The organism is Streptomyces sp. SLBN-8D4 (assembly GCF_049739545.1).
GTDB classification, from domain to species: Bacteria; Actinomycetota; Actinomycetes; order Streptomycetales; family Streptomycetaceae; genus Streptomyces; species Streptomyces canus_C.
This window is the reverse complement of sequence record NZ_JBMGQC010000001.1, coordinates 154,040-170,487: the sequence shown is the minus strand read 5'-3', so window position 1 is coordinate 170,487 and position 16,448 is coordinate 154,040. Positions and strand designations below refer to the sequence as shown.

18 protein-coding genes are annotated in these 16,448 nt (G+C 70.5%); 17 read left to right on the top strand and 1 reads right to left on the bottom strand.

The features are described 5' to 3' along the window. The first annotated feature begins 35 nt into the window (after window positions 1-35). The 17 genes from RKD20_RS00805 to RKD20_RS00725 all read left to right on the top strand — a co-directional run bounded on the left by RKD20_RS00805 (window position 36) and on the right by RKD20_RS00725 (window position 15,586). Window positions 36-824 (top strand): enoyl-CoA hydratase/isomerase family protein, encoded by a 789-nt coding sequence (locus RKD20_RS00805; RefSeq protein WP_424875888.1) that lies wholly within the window; start codon window positions 36-38, stop codon window positions 822-824. 5 nt (window positions 825-829) lie between these two features. Further along, window positions 830-1,210 (top strand): Zn-ribbon domain-containing OB-fold protein, encoded by a 381-nt coding sequence (locus tag RKD20_RS00800; protein ID WP_424875887.1) that lies wholly within the window; start codon window positions 830-832, stop codon window positions 1,208-1,210. After that, complete coding sequence (locus RKD20_RS00795; RefSeq protein ID WP_424875886.1) at window positions 1,207-2,352, top strand: thiolase family protein; 1,146 nt, start codon at window positions 1,207-1,209, stop codon at window positions 2,350-2,352. The genes RKD20_RS00800 and RKD20_RS00795 overlap by 4 nt, the downstream gene beginning before the upstream one ends. A 46-nt stretch (window positions 2,353-2,398) precedes the next feature. Next, window positions 2,399-3,601 carry an acyl-CoA dehydrogenase family protein gene (locus RKD20_RS00790; protein ID WP_424875885.1) on the top strand — a complete coding sequence of 401 codons (1,203 nt, stop codon included), beginning with the start codon at window positions 2,399-2,401 and terminating at the stop codon, window positions 3,599-3,601. Then, on the top strand, window positions 3,598-4,572 hold the full coding sequence (locus RKD20_RS00785; protein ID WP_424875884.1) for a phosphotransferase family protein: 975 nt from the start codon (window positions 3,598-3,600) through the stop codon (window positions 4,570-4,572). Before RKD20_RS00790 ends, RKD20_RS00785 begins: the two co-directional genes overlap by 4 nt. Window positions 4,573-4,611: 39 nt before the next feature. Continuing rightward, a complete protein-coding gene (locus tag RKD20_RS00780) occupies window positions 4,612-5,895 on the top strand; it encodes an acyl-CoA dehydrogenase family protein (protein ID WP_424875883.1) in 1,284 nt (427 codons plus the stop codon). Further along, window positions 5,892-6,668, top strand: a complete 777-nt coding sequence (locus tag RKD20_RS00775) for an SDR family oxidoreductase (protein ID WP_424875882.1) — start codon at window positions 5,892-5,894, stop codon at window positions 6,666-6,668. The genes RKD20_RS00780 and RKD20_RS00775 overlap by 4 nt, the downstream gene beginning before the upstream one ends. Further along, the gene (locus tag RKD20_RS00770) at window positions 6,665-7,441 is read left to right on the top strand and encodes an SDR family NAD(P)-dependent oxidoreductase (protein ID WP_424875881.1); all 777 of its coding nucleotides are present in this window, start codon (window positions 6,665-6,667) and stop codon (window positions 7,439-7,441) included. The genes RKD20_RS00775 and RKD20_RS00770 overlap by 4 nt, the downstream gene beginning before the upstream one ends. Next, complete coding sequence (locus tag RKD20_RS00765) at window positions 7,438-8,313, top strand: enoyl-CoA hydratase-related protein (RefSeq protein WP_424875880.1); 876 nt, start codon at window positions 7,438-7,440, stop codon at window positions 8,311-8,313. Before RKD20_RS00770 ends, RKD20_RS00765 begins: the two co-directional genes overlap by 4 nt. A gap of 48 nt (window positions 8,314-8,361) precedes the next feature. Beyond that, window positions 8,362-9,510 (top strand): acetyl-CoA C-acetyltransferase, encoded by a 1,149-nt coding sequence (locus RKD20_RS00760; RefSeq protein WP_424875879.1) that lies wholly within the window; start codon window positions 8,362-8,364, stop codon window positions 9,508-9,510. An 81-nt stretch (window positions 9,511-9,591) separates the two neighbouring features. Then, window positions 9,592-10,212, top strand: a complete 621-nt coding sequence (locus RKD20_RS00755) for a TetR family transcriptional regulator (RefSeq protein WP_424875878.1) — start codon at window positions 9,592-9,594, stop codon at window positions 10,210-10,212. Window positions 10,213-10,372: 160 nt separating this feature from the next. Next, entirely contained in the window at window positions 10,373-11,560 is a 1,188-nt protein-coding gene (locus RKD20_RS00750) for an ABC transporter substrate-binding protein (RefSeq protein ID WP_424875877.1), read from the top strand. An 84-nt stretch (window positions 11,561-11,644) separates the two neighbouring features. Then, window positions 11,645-12,004 (top strand): nuclear transport factor 2 family protein, encoded by a 360-nt coding sequence (locus RKD20_RS00745; protein ID WP_424875876.1) that lies wholly within the window; start codon window positions 11,645-11,647, stop codon window positions 12,002-12,004. 45 nt (window positions 12,005-12,049) lie between these two features. Beyond that, on the top strand, window positions 12,050-12,436 hold the full coding sequence (locus RKD20_RS00740) for a hypothetical protein (protein ID WP_266395054.1): 387 nt from the start codon (window positions 12,050-12,052) through the stop codon (window positions 12,434-12,436). Window positions 12,437-12,503: 67 nt separating this feature from the next. After that, window positions 12,504-12,824, top strand: coding sequence for an EthD domain-containing protein (locus RKD20_RS00735; RefSeq protein ID WP_424875875.1), 321 nt, complete (start codon window positions 12,504-12,506; stop codon window positions 12,822-12,824). Between the two features lie 120 nt (window positions 12,825-12,944). Next, entirely contained in the window at window positions 12,945-14,444 is a 1,500-nt protein-coding gene (locus tag RKD20_RS00730; RefSeq protein WP_424875874.1) for a class I adenylate-forming enzyme family protein, read from the top strand. A 101-nt stretch (window positions 14,445-14,545) separates the two neighbouring features. Continuing rightward, window positions 14,546-15,586 (top strand): MBL fold metallo-hydrolase, encoded by a 1,041-nt coding sequence (locus RKD20_RS00725; RefSeq protein ID WP_424875873.1) that lies wholly within the window; start codon window positions 14,546-14,548, stop codon window positions 15,584-15,586. Window positions 15,587-15,666: 80 nt separating this feature from the next. Here RKD20_RS00725 and RKD20_RS00720 read toward each other — a convergent pair whose 3' ends face one another. Next, window positions 15,667-16,425, bottom strand: coding sequence for an SDR family NAD(P)-dependent oxidoreductase (locus RKD20_RS00720; protein WP_424875872.1), 759 nt, complete (start codon window positions 16,423-16,425; stop codon window positions 15,667-15,669). Window positions 16,426-16,448: the final 23 nt, after the last annotated feature.

Here is a 16,448-nt window from a genome sequence, read left to right as displayed (position 1 = left end):
TCGTAGTGAATTCAGTTCAGTTTGGAGGATCTGAGATGGCAGTGGAAGACGAAATCCAGTTCGAGCGTGACGGTCATGTCGCCCGCGTCTGGCTGAACCGGCCGTGGAAGAAGAACTGCGTCACGGTGCCGATCCTGGACCGGCTCGACGAGATCATCACCGAGGTCGACGAGGACCCCGAGCTGAGGGTCCTGGTGTTCCGCGGTCGTGGGGGCACCTTCTGCTCAGGGTTCGACCTCGACAGCCTCAAGGCCGACTTCGTCGGCAAGTCGAACGCCATCGACGTCGCGGTGAAGTCCGCGAAGGTCTGCGACCGGCTCTACTCCATGAAGACCCCCTCGGTCGCGGTCCTGGAGGGCTACGTCACCGCGGGCGGCTTCGAGATCATGATCTCCTGCGACTTCGCCATCGCCGCGGACGACGCCAAGATCGGCGACTTCCACATCCGCCGCTCCCTGTTCGGCGGGGCCGGTCCGATCTACCGCGTGCCGCGCATGATCGGCATCCGCAAGACCAAGGAGCTGATGCTCACCGGCAAGCTGCTGTCCGGCATCGAGGCCGCCGACTTCGGCCTGATCAACAAGTCCGCCCCGGCCGACCAGCTGGACGAGACGGTCGAGGACTTCATCGGTGACCTCACCGACAAGAGCCCGTTCACGATGTGGCTCACCAAGATGACCATCGACCGCAGCCTGGACGCCGACACCCAGTCGCTGATGGTCATGGAGCACCTCGCCGTGGGCGTGGCGCTCAACTCCGAGGACGCCGCCGAGGGCGTCTCGGCGTTCCTGGAGAAGCGCGAGCCCAAGTGGCAGGGGCGCTGATCCACATGACCACCCATCCGCGCAGTCCGGCGACCGCACTCCAGGGCTCACGCTGCTCCGGCTGCTCGGTGTCGGTCTACCCCGCGGACGACACGTGTCCGCGCTGCGGAGGGCCGGCCGACCCGGCGGCCCTGTCCGGCGCGGGCATCCTGTGGACCTGGACGGTGCAGCGCTACGCACCCAAGTCACCGCCGTACCAGGCCCCACCCGGCGGCTTCGTACCGTTCGCCCTCGGCTACGTCGAACTGCCGGACGGCGTAAGGGTGGCCGCAGTCCTCGACGTCGATGACTTCGAGGAGGTCCGCATCGGCATGCCCCTCACGGTGACCGCGGGTGAAGGGGTCCCGCGGGCCCGCCCCACCACCTGCCACAAGGGGAACTCATGAGCGCCGACGTCCTGATCTGCGGTGCCGGGCGCACCCCGTTCGGCCGCACGGAGACAAGCGGTCGTCAACTGGCCGTCGGTGCGGTGAACAGCGCTCTGGCGGATGCCGGAATCGAGTGGTCGCGGGTGGGAGCGGCGTTCGGCGGCAGCGACAGCGCCGGGCTCGCCGACAGCCTGGTGGCCCAACTCGGCCTCACCGGGCTGCCGTTCGTCAACGTCAAGAACGGCTGCGCGACCGGCGGCAGCGCCCTGGTCTCGGCCGTGAACGCCATCCGCTCCGGCATGGCGGACGTCGTCCTCGCCGTCGGCTTCGACAAACACCCGCGCGGCGCCTTCGACCCACGCCCCGAGGACTGGGGACTGGGCGCCGAGTACGGCAGCGACGGACTGATGGTGACCACCCAGTTCTTCGGCATGAAGATCCAGCGCTACATGCACGACCACGACATCACGCCGCAGACCCTCGCCCGGGTCGCCGAGAAGGCGTACCGCAACGGAGGGCTGACCCCCGAGGCATGGCGGCGCAAGCCGGTGTCCGCCGAGGAGATCCTCGACTCCGGCATGGTCAGCGATCCCCTGACCCGCTTCATGTTCTGCTCGCCGGGAGCGGGCGCCGCCGCGCTCGTCCTGTGCTCACCCGAGGTCGCCCGCACCCTGGACGGCCCGTCGGTCACGCTGCGCTCCGCGTCCGTACGCACCCGCCGCTTCGGCTCGTTCGAGGTGTTCAGCCCCTGGATCCCCGGCGGCGAGCTCACCAGCGTCAGCCGAGATGCCTCCGCCGCCGCCTTCGAGGAGGCGGGGCTCGGTCCCGGTGACGTGGACGTGTGCCAGCTCCAGGACACCGAGAGCGGCGCCGAGATCATGCACATGGCCGAGTGCGGGTTCTGCGAGAACGGCGAACAGGAGCGGCTGATCGCCTCGGGCGCCACCGAGATCGGCGGCACGCTGCCCGTCAACACCGACGGCGGCTGCATCGCCAACGGCGAACCCATCGGTGCCTCGGGACTGCGCCAGGTCTACGAGGTCGTCCAGCAACTGCGCGGCCGGGCCGGCAAACGCCAGGTCCAGGGCGAACCGAGAGTCGGCTTCACCCATGTGTACGGAGCCCCGGGCGTGAGCGCCTGCACGGTGCTGTCCCGCTGATCCGTCTGATCCCACTGATCCGCGACGGAGGAAGGAGAGGAAGGTCATGAGCGGTATCCCGGACCCCGACGCGTTCCGCGCACAGGCCCGGCAGTGGCTCGCCACGGTCGCCCGCCCGCGCACCGCTGACGAGGCGTGGGGCAGCGGCTCCGACTCCGTCGCAGTGTTCGAGAACTGGACGGAGCAGCAGGAACGCGGGCACACCGCCCGCACCCAGGAATGGGAACGCACCCGATACGACCAGGGCTGGGGCGCCCTCAACTGGCAGCCCGCGTACGGAGGCCGCGAGCTGCCCGCGTACTACGAGCAGCTCTACCGCACCGAGGAAGCGGCCTTCGACGTGCCGCACCGCACCGAGATCTTCCCCGTGACCCAGCAGCTCGTCGCCCCCGCGATCGGCATCTGGGGCACCGACGAGCAGAAGGACCGCTGGCTGCGGCCCATGCTGCGCACGGACGAGCTGGCCTGCCAGCTCTTCTCCGAGACCGAGGCGGGATCCGACCTCGCCGCGGTGCGCACGAAGGCGGTGCGTGAAGGGGATCACTGGGTGCTGCGGGGCCACAAGGTGTGGACTTCCGGGGCCGGGGTCGCGACCTGGGGGGTCGCTGTGTGCCGCACCGACCCGGACGTCCGCAAGCACGCCGGCATCACCGTCTTCCTGGTGCGCATGGACGCGCCGGGCGTGACCGTACGGCCCATCCAGCAGATGACCGGAGGGGCCAGCTTCAACGAGGTCTACCTCGACGACGTGATCGTGCCCGACACCGACCGGCTGGGACCGGTCGGCGAGGGCTGGCGGGTCACGCTGAGTGTGCTGGCCGCCGAACGGCTCGACTCCGGAAACCTGGGCCTCGACAACGCCGACCGGGCCCTGGACCTGGCCAGGAACCTGCCCCGCCCGCTCACCGGCGGCGAACAGCGCCAGGCCGCCGACCTCTACCTCCGCGCCCTCGTGCAGCGGCTCATCGGACTGCGGGTGACCGGCGCCCTCGTCGCCGGACGCGAACCCGGAGCCGAGGCCTCGGTCGGCAAGCTGTACGCCACCGAGACCATGCGCCGCACCAGCGACCTGGTGTCCGAACTGCTCGGGCCGCGCCTCGTCGCCGACACGGGGGAGTGGGGCACCTACGCCTGGACGGAACACCTGCTCGGCGCACCCGGGTACAGCATCGCGGGCGGCACCGACGAGATCCAGCACAACATCCTCGCCGAGCGCGTGCTCGGCCTGCCCAAGGAGCCCGTCCGATGAGCACGGCCACGCAGGTGTCGGAGCTGTCCGCACGGGTCCGTGACGCCCTCGCCCGCCGCCATCCCGGGGCGCCCGTGGGCGAGTTGAGGCCCCTGCCCGGCGGCCACTCCGGGCTGACCTATTCGGTGACCGCGGGCGAGGCGGCGTACGTCATCAAGGCGGTGCCACCCGGGCAGCGGCCCGTCGGGCGCAACGACGTGCTGCGCCAGGCACGGGTGCTGGGCGCGCTCGCCGGATCTCCGGTGCCGGTGCCCGGCGTCGCCGCCGTCGACGAGGCCCAACCGGCCTGGTTCGCCATGGACTTCGCCGCGGGTGAGGCCGTCGAGCCCGTCCTCGACGAGCCCGAGGTGCCCGCCGCCACGGCCCGGGCACGCATGCTGGAGATTGCCTCCGTGCTGCGGCGGCTGCACGAGACCGACGTCGACACACCCGGTCTCGCCGCGCCCGAACCCCTCGACGCGGCGGGCGAGCTGGAGCGGTGGAGCCGCACCCTGCACGCCGTACCGTCCGAACTGCGGCCGGGAGGCGAGGAGTTGCTCAATCGCCTCGCCGACGACGTGCCCGATGACCTCCCGCCGGTGCTGCTGCACGGCGACTTCCGGCTCGGCAACGTGCTGTGCGTCGGCCGGCGTGCGACGGCGGTCGTCGACTGGGAGATCTGGAGCGTCGGCGACCCACGCATCGACCTGGGCTGGTTCCTGCTCTTCGCCGACCACCGCAACTTCCCGCAACTGGGCCGTGAGGTGCCGGGCCTGCCCACCGAGGCCGAACTCCTCGACGCCTACGGCGGTGGCGGCCCCGCGCTGCCCGCGATGGACTGGTTCCGCGCCCTGGCCCGCATGAAGATGGCCGCGATCATGGGCCACAACCTGCGCAGGCACCGCGAGGGCAAGCACCACGACCCGGACCAGGAGCGACTGCCGCCCACCATCGCCGCGATGATCCGCACGGCCCGCGACATCCTCGGCTGACCCGGACCCGCAGGCACACCCCAGCATGAGGAGCAACTCGTGGATTTCGGATTCTCGCCCCGGGCGAGTGAACTCCAGGACCGTATGCGGTCGTTCATGGCAGAGCACGTCTTCCCCGCGGAGCCCGTCTACGACCGGCAGCTGGCAGAAGCGGACGACCCGCACGCGCTGCCGCCGGTGATGACCGAGCTGAAGGAGAAGGCCCGCGCCGAGGGCCTGTGGAACCTCTTCATGGCACACGGCGACTGGGGCGCGGGACTCACCAACCTCGAATACGCGCCCCTCATGGAGCTGGCGGGCCGCTCCATCATCGGCCCCGAGGTGTTCAACTGCTCGGCGCCCGACACCGGCAACATGGAACTGCTCGCGCTGTACGGCACTCCCGCACAGCAGGAGCGCTGGCTGCGGCCCCTGCTGGAGGCCGAGATCCGGTCCTGCTTCGCGATGACCGAGCCCGAGGTCGCCAGCTCCGACGCCCGCAACATCCGCACCCGCATCACCCGCGACGGCGACAGCTACGTCGTCAACGGCCGCAAGTGGTACACCTCCGGGATCCTCGACCCCGACTGCAAGCTGATCATCCTGATGGGCAAGACCGACCCGGACGCGCCCACCTACCGCCAGCAGAGCATGCTGCTCATTCCCCGCGACACACCGGGCGTCACCGTCCTGCGCGACCTGCCGATGTTCGGCTACACCGACCGGTGCGGCCACGGCGAGGTGCTCTTCGAGAACGTCCGCGTACCCGTGGAGAACATCCTGGGCGGCGAGGGCGACGGATTCGCGATCGCCCAGGGGCGGCTCGGCCCCGGACGCATGCACTACGCGATGCGCGCCGTGGGTTTCGCCGAGCGCGCCCTGCAGCTGATGTGCGAACGGGCCACCGAGCGCGTCGCCTTCGGCGGGCCCCTCGCCGAGCGCGGGGTCGTGCGCGAGTGGATCGCCCGCAGCCGCATCGAGATCGAACAACTACGGCTGCTCGTCCTCAAGTCGGCCTGGCTGATGGACACCGTCGGGAACGCCGCCGCCCGTATGGAAGTCGCCGCGATCAAGGTGGCGGCACTGGAGGTCGCCCACAAGGTGGTCGACCGCGCGGTCCAGGCGCACGGCGCGGCCGGGGTCAGCGACGACACCGTACTGGCCCGGCTGTTCTCCATCACCCGGGCACTGAAGATCGCCGACGGGCCCGACGAGGTGCACCTGCGGACGGTCGCCCGCCAGGAACTCGCCCCCTACAGGAAAACCGACCCGACGGCCGAGCAGAAGCCGGCCGATACGAAAGCCGAGCGGCAGACGGCCGACACGAAGGCAGGGGCAGCGTGAGCGCCAACACCCTCGACGGCAAGGTGGCCGTCATCACCGGTGGATCCCGCGGCATCGGCCTCGGCATCGCCACCGCCTACCGGGCAGCCGGCGCCCACGTGGTCATAGCGGCACGGAAGGCCGCCGGACTGGCCGAGGCACGCGAGGAGTTGCTGCGCGTCAAGGGCGACGGCGACCTCCACACCGTGGTGGCCAACGCCGGCGAACCCGAACAGGCAGAGGCCTGCGTCGACGAGACCATGGCCCGCTTCGGCCGCGTCGACATCCTCGTCAACAACGCGGCGACCAACCCGTACCACGGCGACCTGCTCGACCTGGATCTGCCGCGCGCGGAGAAGACGGTCCGGGTCAACCAGTACGGGATGATCGCCTGGACCCGCTGCGCCTGGCGCGCCTGGATGGCCGAGCACGGGGGAGCGGTCGTCAACATCGCCTCGGTCGGCGGACTGATCGTCGACCCGCACATCGGCTACTACAACGCCACCAAGGCGGCCATGCTCCACATGACCCGCCAGCTCGCCTACGAACTCGGGCCGCGCGCACGGGTGAACGCCATCGCCCCGGGCCTGATCAAGACCGAACTGGCGCGTGCGGTGTGGGAGGTCCGGGAACCCGTCCTCACCGCCAAACTGCCGATGCGGCGCCTCGGCACGGTGGAGGACGTGGCGAACGCGGCACTGTTCCTCGCCTCCGACGCCTCGTCCTGGATGACCGGCCAGACCCTGGTGCTCGACGGGGGCGCGACCGCGCTGCCGATCGGGGTGGAGGAGTGAGCGCGCCGCGACCCGCCGGTGATCTCTTCTCGCTGGAGGGCAGGACGGCCATCGTCACAGGCGCGTCCTCCGGCCTCGGTGCCAGGTTCGCGAGCGTCCTCGCGCAGGCCGGCGCCACCGTGTTCGCCGCCGCCCGCCGCGTCGACCGGCTGAAGGAACTCGCCGACCGCGACGCGCGCATCCACTCGGTCGTCTGCGACGTCGTACGGGAGGCCGACCGTACGAGGCTCATCGAGACGGCGCTGGCCACCACCGGCCGTGTCGACATCCTCGTCAACAACGCGGCGAGCTCGGGCGAGACCCGTGCCGAGGACGAGTCACCGGCCGCCTTCGCAGACGTCCTCGGCGTCAACCTCACGGCGCCCTTCCATCTGGCCCGGCTGACCGCCGAGGCCCCGGCCCCCGCGAGCGGCGGCAGGAGCATCATCAACGTCTCCTCCATCCTCGGCCTGGTCTCGGCCGCACCCCTCGGCGGGGCGAGCTACTCCGCGTCCAAGGCCGGCCTGATCGGCCTGACCCGTGAGCTGGCCGGACAGTGGGGCCGTAGTGGAACTCGCGTCAACGCGCTCGCCCCGGGCTGGTTCCGCACCGAGATGACCGCGGACCTCTTCGGCGACGAGCGATCCAGCCGCTGGGTCGAACGGAACACCCTGCTGCGGCGCGGCGGCGACGGTCATGAACTCGACGGCGCGCTGCTGTTCCTGGCCTCGGACGCGTCCTCGTACTGCACCGGCCAGGTCCTTACGGTCGACGGCGGATGGACCGCGCGGTGACAGGCACCGGATCGGGTGCCCGACAGACCACGGATCGCGCTACGACGCCGCCCAGCCGGTGTGCCGCGGATCGCGCGGCGAGCGTCGGCGTCGAGATCCAGGACGACGGCCTCGCCCGTGTCACACTGCGCCGGGGCCAGGCGGGCAACGCCATCGACCTCGGGACGGCGCGCGGGCTCCTCGACGCGGCGAGGGCCTGCGAACGTGCGGCTGTACGGGCCGTGCTGCTCACCGGTGCGGGGAAGTCCTTCTGCGTCGGCGGCGACCTCAGGGAGTTCTCCCGGCTGACCGGCGAGGCTTTGGAGAAGCACCTCGTCGCGGTGACCGACGCGCTGCACGACGCCCTGCGCACGTTCGCCTCGATCGACGCGCCCATGGTGGCCGCCGTCCAGGGCGCCGTCGCCGGCGCGGGCATCGGCCTCGCCGCGGCGGCCGACGTGACGCTCGCTGCCGACAACGTCACGTTCACCGCCGCCTACACCGGCATCGGCTACTCGCCGGACGCCGGTGTGAGCTGGCAGCTGCCCCGCCTCGTCGGCCCCAAGCGGGCGATCGAGCTGCTGCTGACGAACCGCCGCGTCCCGGCGGCGGAAGCCGTCGCGATCGGTCTGGTGAGTCGTGTCGTCCCGTTCGGAGAACTGACCGCCGAGGCCGAGCGGACCGCCGAGGACCTGCGCCGCGGCCCCACCCGCGCCTTCGGCGCCACCCGCCGCCTCGTCGCCTCCGGTCAGACGGCGGATCTCGCCCGGCACCTCGACGACGAGGCCGGAGCGCTCGCCGCCGCGGCTGCCTCGGACGAGGGCCGCGAGGGCGTCGCCGCGTTCCTCGGCAAGAGGGCGCCGGACTTCACGCGCGGCCCGTCCAGGCCCTGATCAACCACGCTCACTGCACTCGTCCTTCGAACCAAGGGAGAGCCCACCGTGTCGGAAGCATTCATTGTCGGGGCCGTCCGTACGCCGGTCGGCCGCCGCAAGGGCACGCTCAGCGGGGTGCACCCGGCCGATCTCGGCGCCCATGTGCTGCGTGCCCTGCTGGAACGCACCGGAGCCGACCCGGATGCGGTCGAGGACGTGTACTTCGGCTGTGTCAGCCAGATCGGGGCCCAGAGCGCAAACATCGCCCGTACCGCCTGGCTGTCGGCGGGCCTGCCCCAGCATGTACCCGGAACCACCATCGACCGTCAGTGCGGCTCGTCCCAGCAGGCCGTGCACTTCGCCGCCCAGGCCGTCGGCTCCGGTGCGGCAGACATGGTCGTCGCGGGCGGGGTGGAGGTGATGAGCCTGGTGCCCATGGCCAGCCCCATGTTCGTCGGCGAACAGGCGGGGATGGGCAGTCCCTTCGCGGGAGACGGCTGGCGCGAACACTTCGGGGACCAGGAGGTCTCGCAGTTCCGTGGGGCCGAGCTGATCGCGGAGAAGTGGAGCGTCTCCCGCGAGGACATGGAGCGGTTCGCGCTCACCAGCCACCGGCGGGCCCTCGCCGCGCAGGCCGGCGGAGCCTTCGACGAAGAGATCGTCCCGGCCTTCGGACTCGCCGCGGACGAGGGTCCGCGCTCCGACACCACGCTCGAGAAGATGGCGGGACTGAAGACCCTCACCGAGGACGGGCGGCTGACGGCCGCCGTCGCCAGCCAGATCTCCGACGGTGCCGCCGCCCTGCTCATCGCCTCCGAGGACGCGGTCCGCCGCCACGGTCTGACTCCCCTGGCCCGCGTGCACACCATGGCGGTGGTCGGCTCCGACCCGATCCACATGCTCACGGGGCCGATCCCGGCCACCGAGAGGGTCCTGGACAGGGCGGGCCTGTCCATCGACGACGTCGACCTGGTCGAGATCAACGAGGCCTTCGCCTCCGTCGTCCTCGCCTGGCAGAAGGAGATCGGCGTCGACCAGGAGCGGGTCAACGCCTTCGGCGGGGCGATCGCGCTGGGTCACCCGCTCGGCGCCACGGGTGCCCGGCTGATGACCACGCTCGTCCACCAGCTGCGCAGGACCGGCGGGCGCTACGGTCTGCAGACGATGTGCGAGGGCGGCGGGATGGCCAACGCGACCGTGCTCGAACGCCTCTGACCGGATTCGGTTGGCAACTGAGTTCAGCTTGGGTTTACTCTCGGGTACGGACACGGTGGGTGACGGCCATGGAGAGGGTGCATGACGAGGATCGTTGAACCGGAGGCGGGGCCGCGGTCCAAGCGCGCGGCCATTCTCACGGCCGCGGTGGACTGTTTCGGTGAGTCCGGCTTCGAGGCCACCAAGTGGTCGACGGTGGCGGAGCGCGTCGGCATCGGGCAGACGGCCCTGTACCACTACTTCGAGTCGAAGACCCACTGCCTGCTCACCATCATGCGGGTGGAACTGCAACGCTCCCACGACCGGTTCGTGGAGGCGACGAAGGACGCCGCGGACCCCGTCGATGCGCTGCGGGCCGCGGTCCGCGCGGCCTACGACGTGTCCCCGCAGGAGGTCCTGCAGATGCGCATTCTGCAGAACCACATGGACCTGCTGTCCGGTTCGCGCAGGTCCAAGCGCGAGGAGGACGAACGGGTCGCGGCCCGTCAGCTGGTCCAGGTCGTCGAACGGGACTGGACGAATCTGCTCGTCAAGGGCATGTCCCAGGGCTCCTTCCCACTGCGTGACGCACAGCTGCTCGGTGCGAGTGTGCTCGGGCTGATCGTCAGTGTGTGGCGGTGGTACCGCCCGTCAGGACCGACCCCGCTGTCGGAGGTCAGCGAGCTGATCGAGGGCGCCTGCGTCCGGATGGTCGCCTCCTGACGCGCTGAGCGGTCACCGCACCTCGCGGCCCTTCGACGGACACCCTGTCGGAGGGCCGCACTGCTTTCTCGGTACGTGACGAGCCATTGCCAGGGCTGTTTCCTCGGGATTAAAATCCAAACTGAACTGAACTTAACTCAGGTTGATCTGAGGAGGGGTCTTGCGACGACGCACGACACGCTCGCTCATCGCCGCAGCCACCGCCCTGCTCGCCCTCGCGGCGAGCGCCTGCGGCACCCAAGGCCCCGCGGCCCGGGACGACGTCATCAGGATCGGCGCGTGGTACCCCCTCACGGGAGCCGTCGCCTCCTTCGGCATCCCTGAGAGAGCCGGCGCCGACGCGTACTTCAAGTCGGTCAACGCCCGTGGCGGGATCAACGGACGCAAGATCGACTGGATCGTCAAGGACAACGCCTTCGATCCCCAGCAGACCGTGCAGATCGCCCGACGGCTCGTCGACCAGGACGGAGTGGTGGCGATCGTCGCCACCAACGGCACCGCCCAGTCCCAGGCCACCTTCCCCTTCGTGCTCGAGCAGTCGAAGGTCCCCGTCCTCAACACCCTGGGCGGAGACGCGTCCTGGTACCAGCCCGCCCGCGACGGCCTGTTCGGCATGCAGACCCTCTACGAGGACCAGGCATCCGCGCTCGGACAGTGGGCGGCGCAGGACGGGGCGAAGAAGGTGCTCGTCGTGCACAGCGACCCGGCGGCGTTCGTGAACGTCGCCAAGGAGATCGGCCCGGCGGCCCGCAAGACCGATCCGTCGGTCCAGGTCAAAAGCCTCTCGGTCAAGTTCCAGACCACCGACTACAGCCCGGTGATCAGCAAGGTGAAGCGTGAAAAGCCCGACGCCGTCGTGGTGATCCTCGCCGCCGCCGAGGCCGCGTCCTACCTGAAGGAAGCCAAGCTCCAAGGGCTGTCCACCCCCGTGTACGGCTACGCTCCGGTCGCGGCACAGTCCACCCTCACCCTCGCGGGCAAGGCGGCAGAAGGCGTCAAGGCGGTGCAACTGGTGAAGTCACCCCACGACGACGACCCCGCCATCAAGGAGTTCCGCTCCGCGATGGCCACGTACGAGCGCGGACACCCGGCCGACTTCATCACCCTGTGGGGCTGGGCCGCCGCCAAGGCGTTCGTCGAGATCGCCCAGACCATCGACGGCCCGATCACCTCCCAGGCGCTGACCGATGCGTACAAGAAGGCTCGCGCGGTCGACACCGGCGTCGCACCGGTCCTGAACTTCTCCGCGCAGCACCACCTCGGCACCCGCGACGTACAGAAGGTCGTGGTCAGGGACGGCCGCTGGGAGTCCCAGGGGGACTTCTTCACCCCGCCCGCCCGCGACTGAGTCCCCGATCGCGACTGAATCCGCGAACGCGACTGATCCCGCCCGCGACTGAAATCAGCCATTCCCCGCATGGAGAGGACTCCCATGGCCGGCGTAATCCGCGACTACATGGCCCGTATGGACAGTGACGACCCCCGTCGGGCACTCGAACTCCTCGTCCCGGACTTCCGATTCCTGATCGCCCTGCCCGGCCGCGAGGCGACGGGAACGTCCAGGGACGACTTCGCCGCCTACATCGCGGGCCGCAACGCTGTCGAGAGGGGACACGAAATCCTCCGGCACAGCTCCGACGGCGACCTGGAGACCGTGTACGGAGTGGTCACCGAGTCAGGGAAGACCGTCGGCTCCTTCCTGTCGGCCGCCGTCGTCACCCCCGACGGGCGCATGGCGCGCTACCAGTCGTACTTCAGCACCACCTACGACCTCATCGACCGGCCGCACTAGCCGCGCCGCACTCCGGCAGCCACCCACCGATTCCCGGGACCCCACATGACCGACACCTCCACGGACGCCGCCCCCGCACCCTTCCTCACCGCCTGGTTCGACATCCTCGACAGTGACGAACCGACCCGGATCCTCGACCTGATCAGCGACGACTTCACTCTCTCCATCCTGTTCTCCACCGGAGACGGCAACGCGACCGACTTCGCCGGGGACCGTGCCGCCCTCGTCGGCTACCTCGAACAGCGCGAGAAGGGCACCCGCACCCACCATCTCCTGTCCGCGACCACCCTCGGCCAGGACGAACTCTTCCTCGGCGAGGTGCGGCGCGGGGGAGTGCCCGAGGCGAGCTTCGTCGCCGCCGGCCGGGTGGACGACCACGGACGTCTGCAGCGCCTGCTGATCGGCCGGTCGTCCGAGATCCGCTTCACCTGAACCCGCGCGGCCGGACGCAACTGGATTCGCCATCCTCGCCTCGACCGGACACCCACGGAGGACCGTCATGTACAACCTCGTCCTGCTGGCCGCCAGGCCCCCGGAGTGGACCCACGAGCAGTTCATCGACTGGTGGCGCGGCGACCACGCGGAACTCACCTACCGCCTGCCCGGTCTTCGCGCCTGGCGGCACACCGAAATCGACCAGGCGCTGGAGCCGCGCTCGGAGGGCTGGGACGGGATCTCCGTGCTCAGCTTCGACTCCCCGCGGGACCTGAAGAAGGCCCTCGCGAGCCAGGAGTGGGCGGACGCGCTCGCGCAGGTCGGGGACATGAAGGGCCGCCGTATCGCGGTCATGGGGCACGAGGCGCAGCTGTTCGGCGGCTGAGAACACCGCACCGAGCGCCTCCAGTTCGTGAGTTCGTCAGCACGGCATGCGTGAGGCATGCACCACAGGGTTCATCACCGAGTCCGTCACGGAGTTCGGCCGGCGTAGCGAGGAAACGGGATGCGACAGGTAGTGCGGGAGTTCCAACGAAGGGCCGGGCAGGCGGACTTCGTCGCCGTCATCGACGACGAGGGCAGCCATACGGCGCGAGAGCTGCTCGCCGAGGCCGGCCGGCTCGCCGAAGCCATGTTCCCGGGGGGCACGGGCGGCACCGTCATGCTCCAGGCCGACAACTCATGGCGTACCGTCGCCGGCTCCCTTGCCGTGGGCATGAGCGGAGGGGTCCTCGCGGTCGTCAACCGGCACACCACCGATGCCGAGTTCGCCGCAGCCTACGAGGACATCCGCCCCGACGCGGTCGCCGCCGAGACCACGGCGGCCGACGAATGGGGCCTGCCCGAACTGCTGCCGGGCCAGGTGGACGCGGTTCTCGACGGCTGGACCTGCCGTGCCGTGCCGGGTCCGCGTGATGTGTCACGGTGGAACGGAGGGGTCCTCATCGGGCTGACCTCCGGCTCGACCGGGCGTCCCAAGGGCGTGGTGCAGTCCGAGGAAGCCCTGCGCTACGCCTGCGCCAGCACCATCGCCATCAACGGCCTGGACCCCGGCGACGCGGTTGCCGCGATCGTGCCGCTGTCGTCGACGGCCGCCTACTGCTTCGGCGTGTACCTCTCCTTGCTGCTGGGCGGCCCGCTCGTCCTGACGTCGAAATGGGACCGGGCTCTCGCGCTGCGACGGATGGCCGAGGCGGAGGTCCGCTGGACCATGTGCGTACCGACGATGGCCCTGCAGATGGGCGCCGAGGCGGCCGGATCCGGTGTTCTCTCGGGAGTCCGCGCCATCACCGTGGGCGGCGGTCCCATGGACCGTGGCGCCCTGGCGCGTGCCGAACGGTCACTGGGCACGAAGATCCTGCGCGTGTTCGGCATGTCGGAGTGCCTCGGCCACACCTCGCCCCGACCCGACGACCCCGAGGAGATCAGGCTGGGCAGGGACGGCCGCCCCTTCCCGGGAACGCACCTGCGCGCGCTGACCCCCGACGGCGCCGTGGCGGAACCGGGCGTCACCGGCCGGGCACAGGTCCGCGGCCCCTCTCTGTTCGTCGGCTACGCCCGCGACGGACGGGTCGAACGGCCGGAGCTGACCGACGACGGCTTCTTCCCGACCGGCGACCTGCTGCTGACCCATGAGGACGGCACCGTCAGCATCATGGGCCGCGAGAAGGACATCATCATCCGAGGCGGCCGCAACATCGACATCACCGAGATCGAGCGGGCGGTCGCCGGGTACCCGCGGGTGGCCAGGGCCTGTGTCGCCGCGGTCCCGGACGAGGTGCTCGGCGAGCGCGTGGCGCTGCTGGTCGTCACCGAGGACGGAGACGGCATCGACCTGGCCGAGGTGACCGGGCACCTGGAGAGCGTCGGACTGTCCAAGGCCAAGTGGCCCGAGTTCGTGTACGACGTCGAGGAGTTGCCCCAGACCAAGGTCGGCAAACTCGACCGGAGCGGGGCCCGTGAACTGGTCCACCGGCTACGGACGGGCACACCCGACTCGGCCTGATCAAAGCGATCCGGCCTGATCAGAGGACAGACCCGCCGGGGTCGCACCCCCGCGCGCCACGCCGGGTCCGGCCCCCAGCGAAACACCAGCATTGGAGCGTCATGACAGCGCGGTTCGACCAGGGCCCATGGGCCGCAGCCGGAGTCCAGACCGTCCAGCCCGGAGTGCACCGCGTTCCCCTGCCACTGCCCAACGACGGCCTGCACGCCGTCAACGTCTATCTGCTGGAGAACCTCGCGGAGGACAACGGCATCGTCATGATCGACGGGGGCTGGGCGATCCCCGAAGCGCGCAAGGCACTCGAGGAGGCGCTGGCCGCCATCGGGCGCGACCTCGGCGACATCAGCCACATCCTGGTCACCCACATCCACCGTGACCACTACACCAACGCCGTCGAGCTGCGCCGACTGCTGGGCTCGCGGGTCTACCTGGGCGCGGGCGAGCGGCCTGGGCTGGAGATGCTCGACCGGCTGCGCAGCGACGAACCCGCCGGCTCGCTCGAGACGCTGCGCAGGGGAGGGGCGGGCGAACTCGCCGAGCAGATCCAGGCGATGGACCACGGCGGGTACGACCCGAGCGTGTGGGAGGCCCCCGACCAGTGGCTCGGCGCGGAAACGCTCCACTTCGGCGACCACGCACTGCGCGTCGTACCGACTCCCGGGCACACCAAGGGACATGTGGTCTTCCTGGACGAACAGCGCGGACTGCTGTTCGCCGGCGACCACGTCCTTCCGCACATCACCCCGTCCATCGGGTTCGAGCTGACCGAAGCCGGCGGGCGCCCCCTCGCCGACTACCTCGACTCGCTGCGGCTCATGACGCGGTACGCCGACACCCGTCTGCTGCCCGCGCACGGGCCGGTCACCGACAGCGCCCACACCCGCGTCGCCGAACTGCTCACCCACCACGACGACCGACTGTCCAAGAGCCTGACAGCCCTGGGCGACGACACCCTCGATGCGCACGCGGTGGCGCGCAAGCTGGGGTGGACCCGCCGAGAGGTGTCGTTCGCCGACCTCAACGCCTTCAACCAGATGCTCGCCGTGAACGAGACGGCGGCCCACCTGGACGTCCTGGTGCTGCGCGGACGCGCCACGGTGGCGCTTGTGGGCGGGGTGAACCAGTACACGCGGGTGCGCTGACACGGCACATGCACGGGGGAGGGGCTCGGTCATCGCCGCGCCCCTCCTTGCCTTTCTGGGAACCTGCGTGGACCGCTTCCTCAGCGGGCCGTCCAGCCGCCGTCCACGTACAGCTCGGAGCCCGTGATGAAGGTCGCGTCCTGGGAGGCCAGGAACGCCACCGCGCCCGCGACCTCGTCGGGCCTGCCCAACCGCCCCATCGGGGTGCCCTCGACCATGGCGGTGTGCCGTGGCGTGCCCTGCCACAGTTCCCGGGACAGGGGCGTCTCGATGAAACCGGGGTGGATCGAGTTGACGCGGACCCCGCGCGTCGCCCAGTGGAGCGCGGCGTTCTTCGTCATCAGGCGGACCGCGCCTTTCGCGGCGTGGTAGGAGAACTGGCTGCCGAAGCCACCGACGGTCCCGAAGATCGACGCGATGTTGATGACCGAGCCACCGCCGGAGCGTTCGATCGCGGGACCACCGTGCTTCATGCCGAGCCACACACCGCCCTGGGTGACCGCGATGACCTTGTCCCAGGACTCCTGGGTCTCCGTCTCGACCGTCCGCATCTCGGCGATGCCCGCGTTGTTGACCAGCACCGACAGGCCGCCCAGCTCGTCGACCACGCGCTCTACCGCGCCGCGCCACGCCTCCTCGTCGCTGACGTCCAGCACGAGGCCGAGCGCCCGCGCCCCGTCACCCGTCAGCTCTTTCGCCAGATCGTCGCAGCGGCCGGCGTCCATGTCCGTCACCACGACCGTCGCGCCCTCCGCGGCGAGCCGGTGCGAGACGGCGTGTCCGATGCCGCCGGTCGCGCCGGTGACCAGGGCGATCTGTCCGGACAGTCGGCCTCCCACGGGCTCTCCTCGGTTCGGTGTGC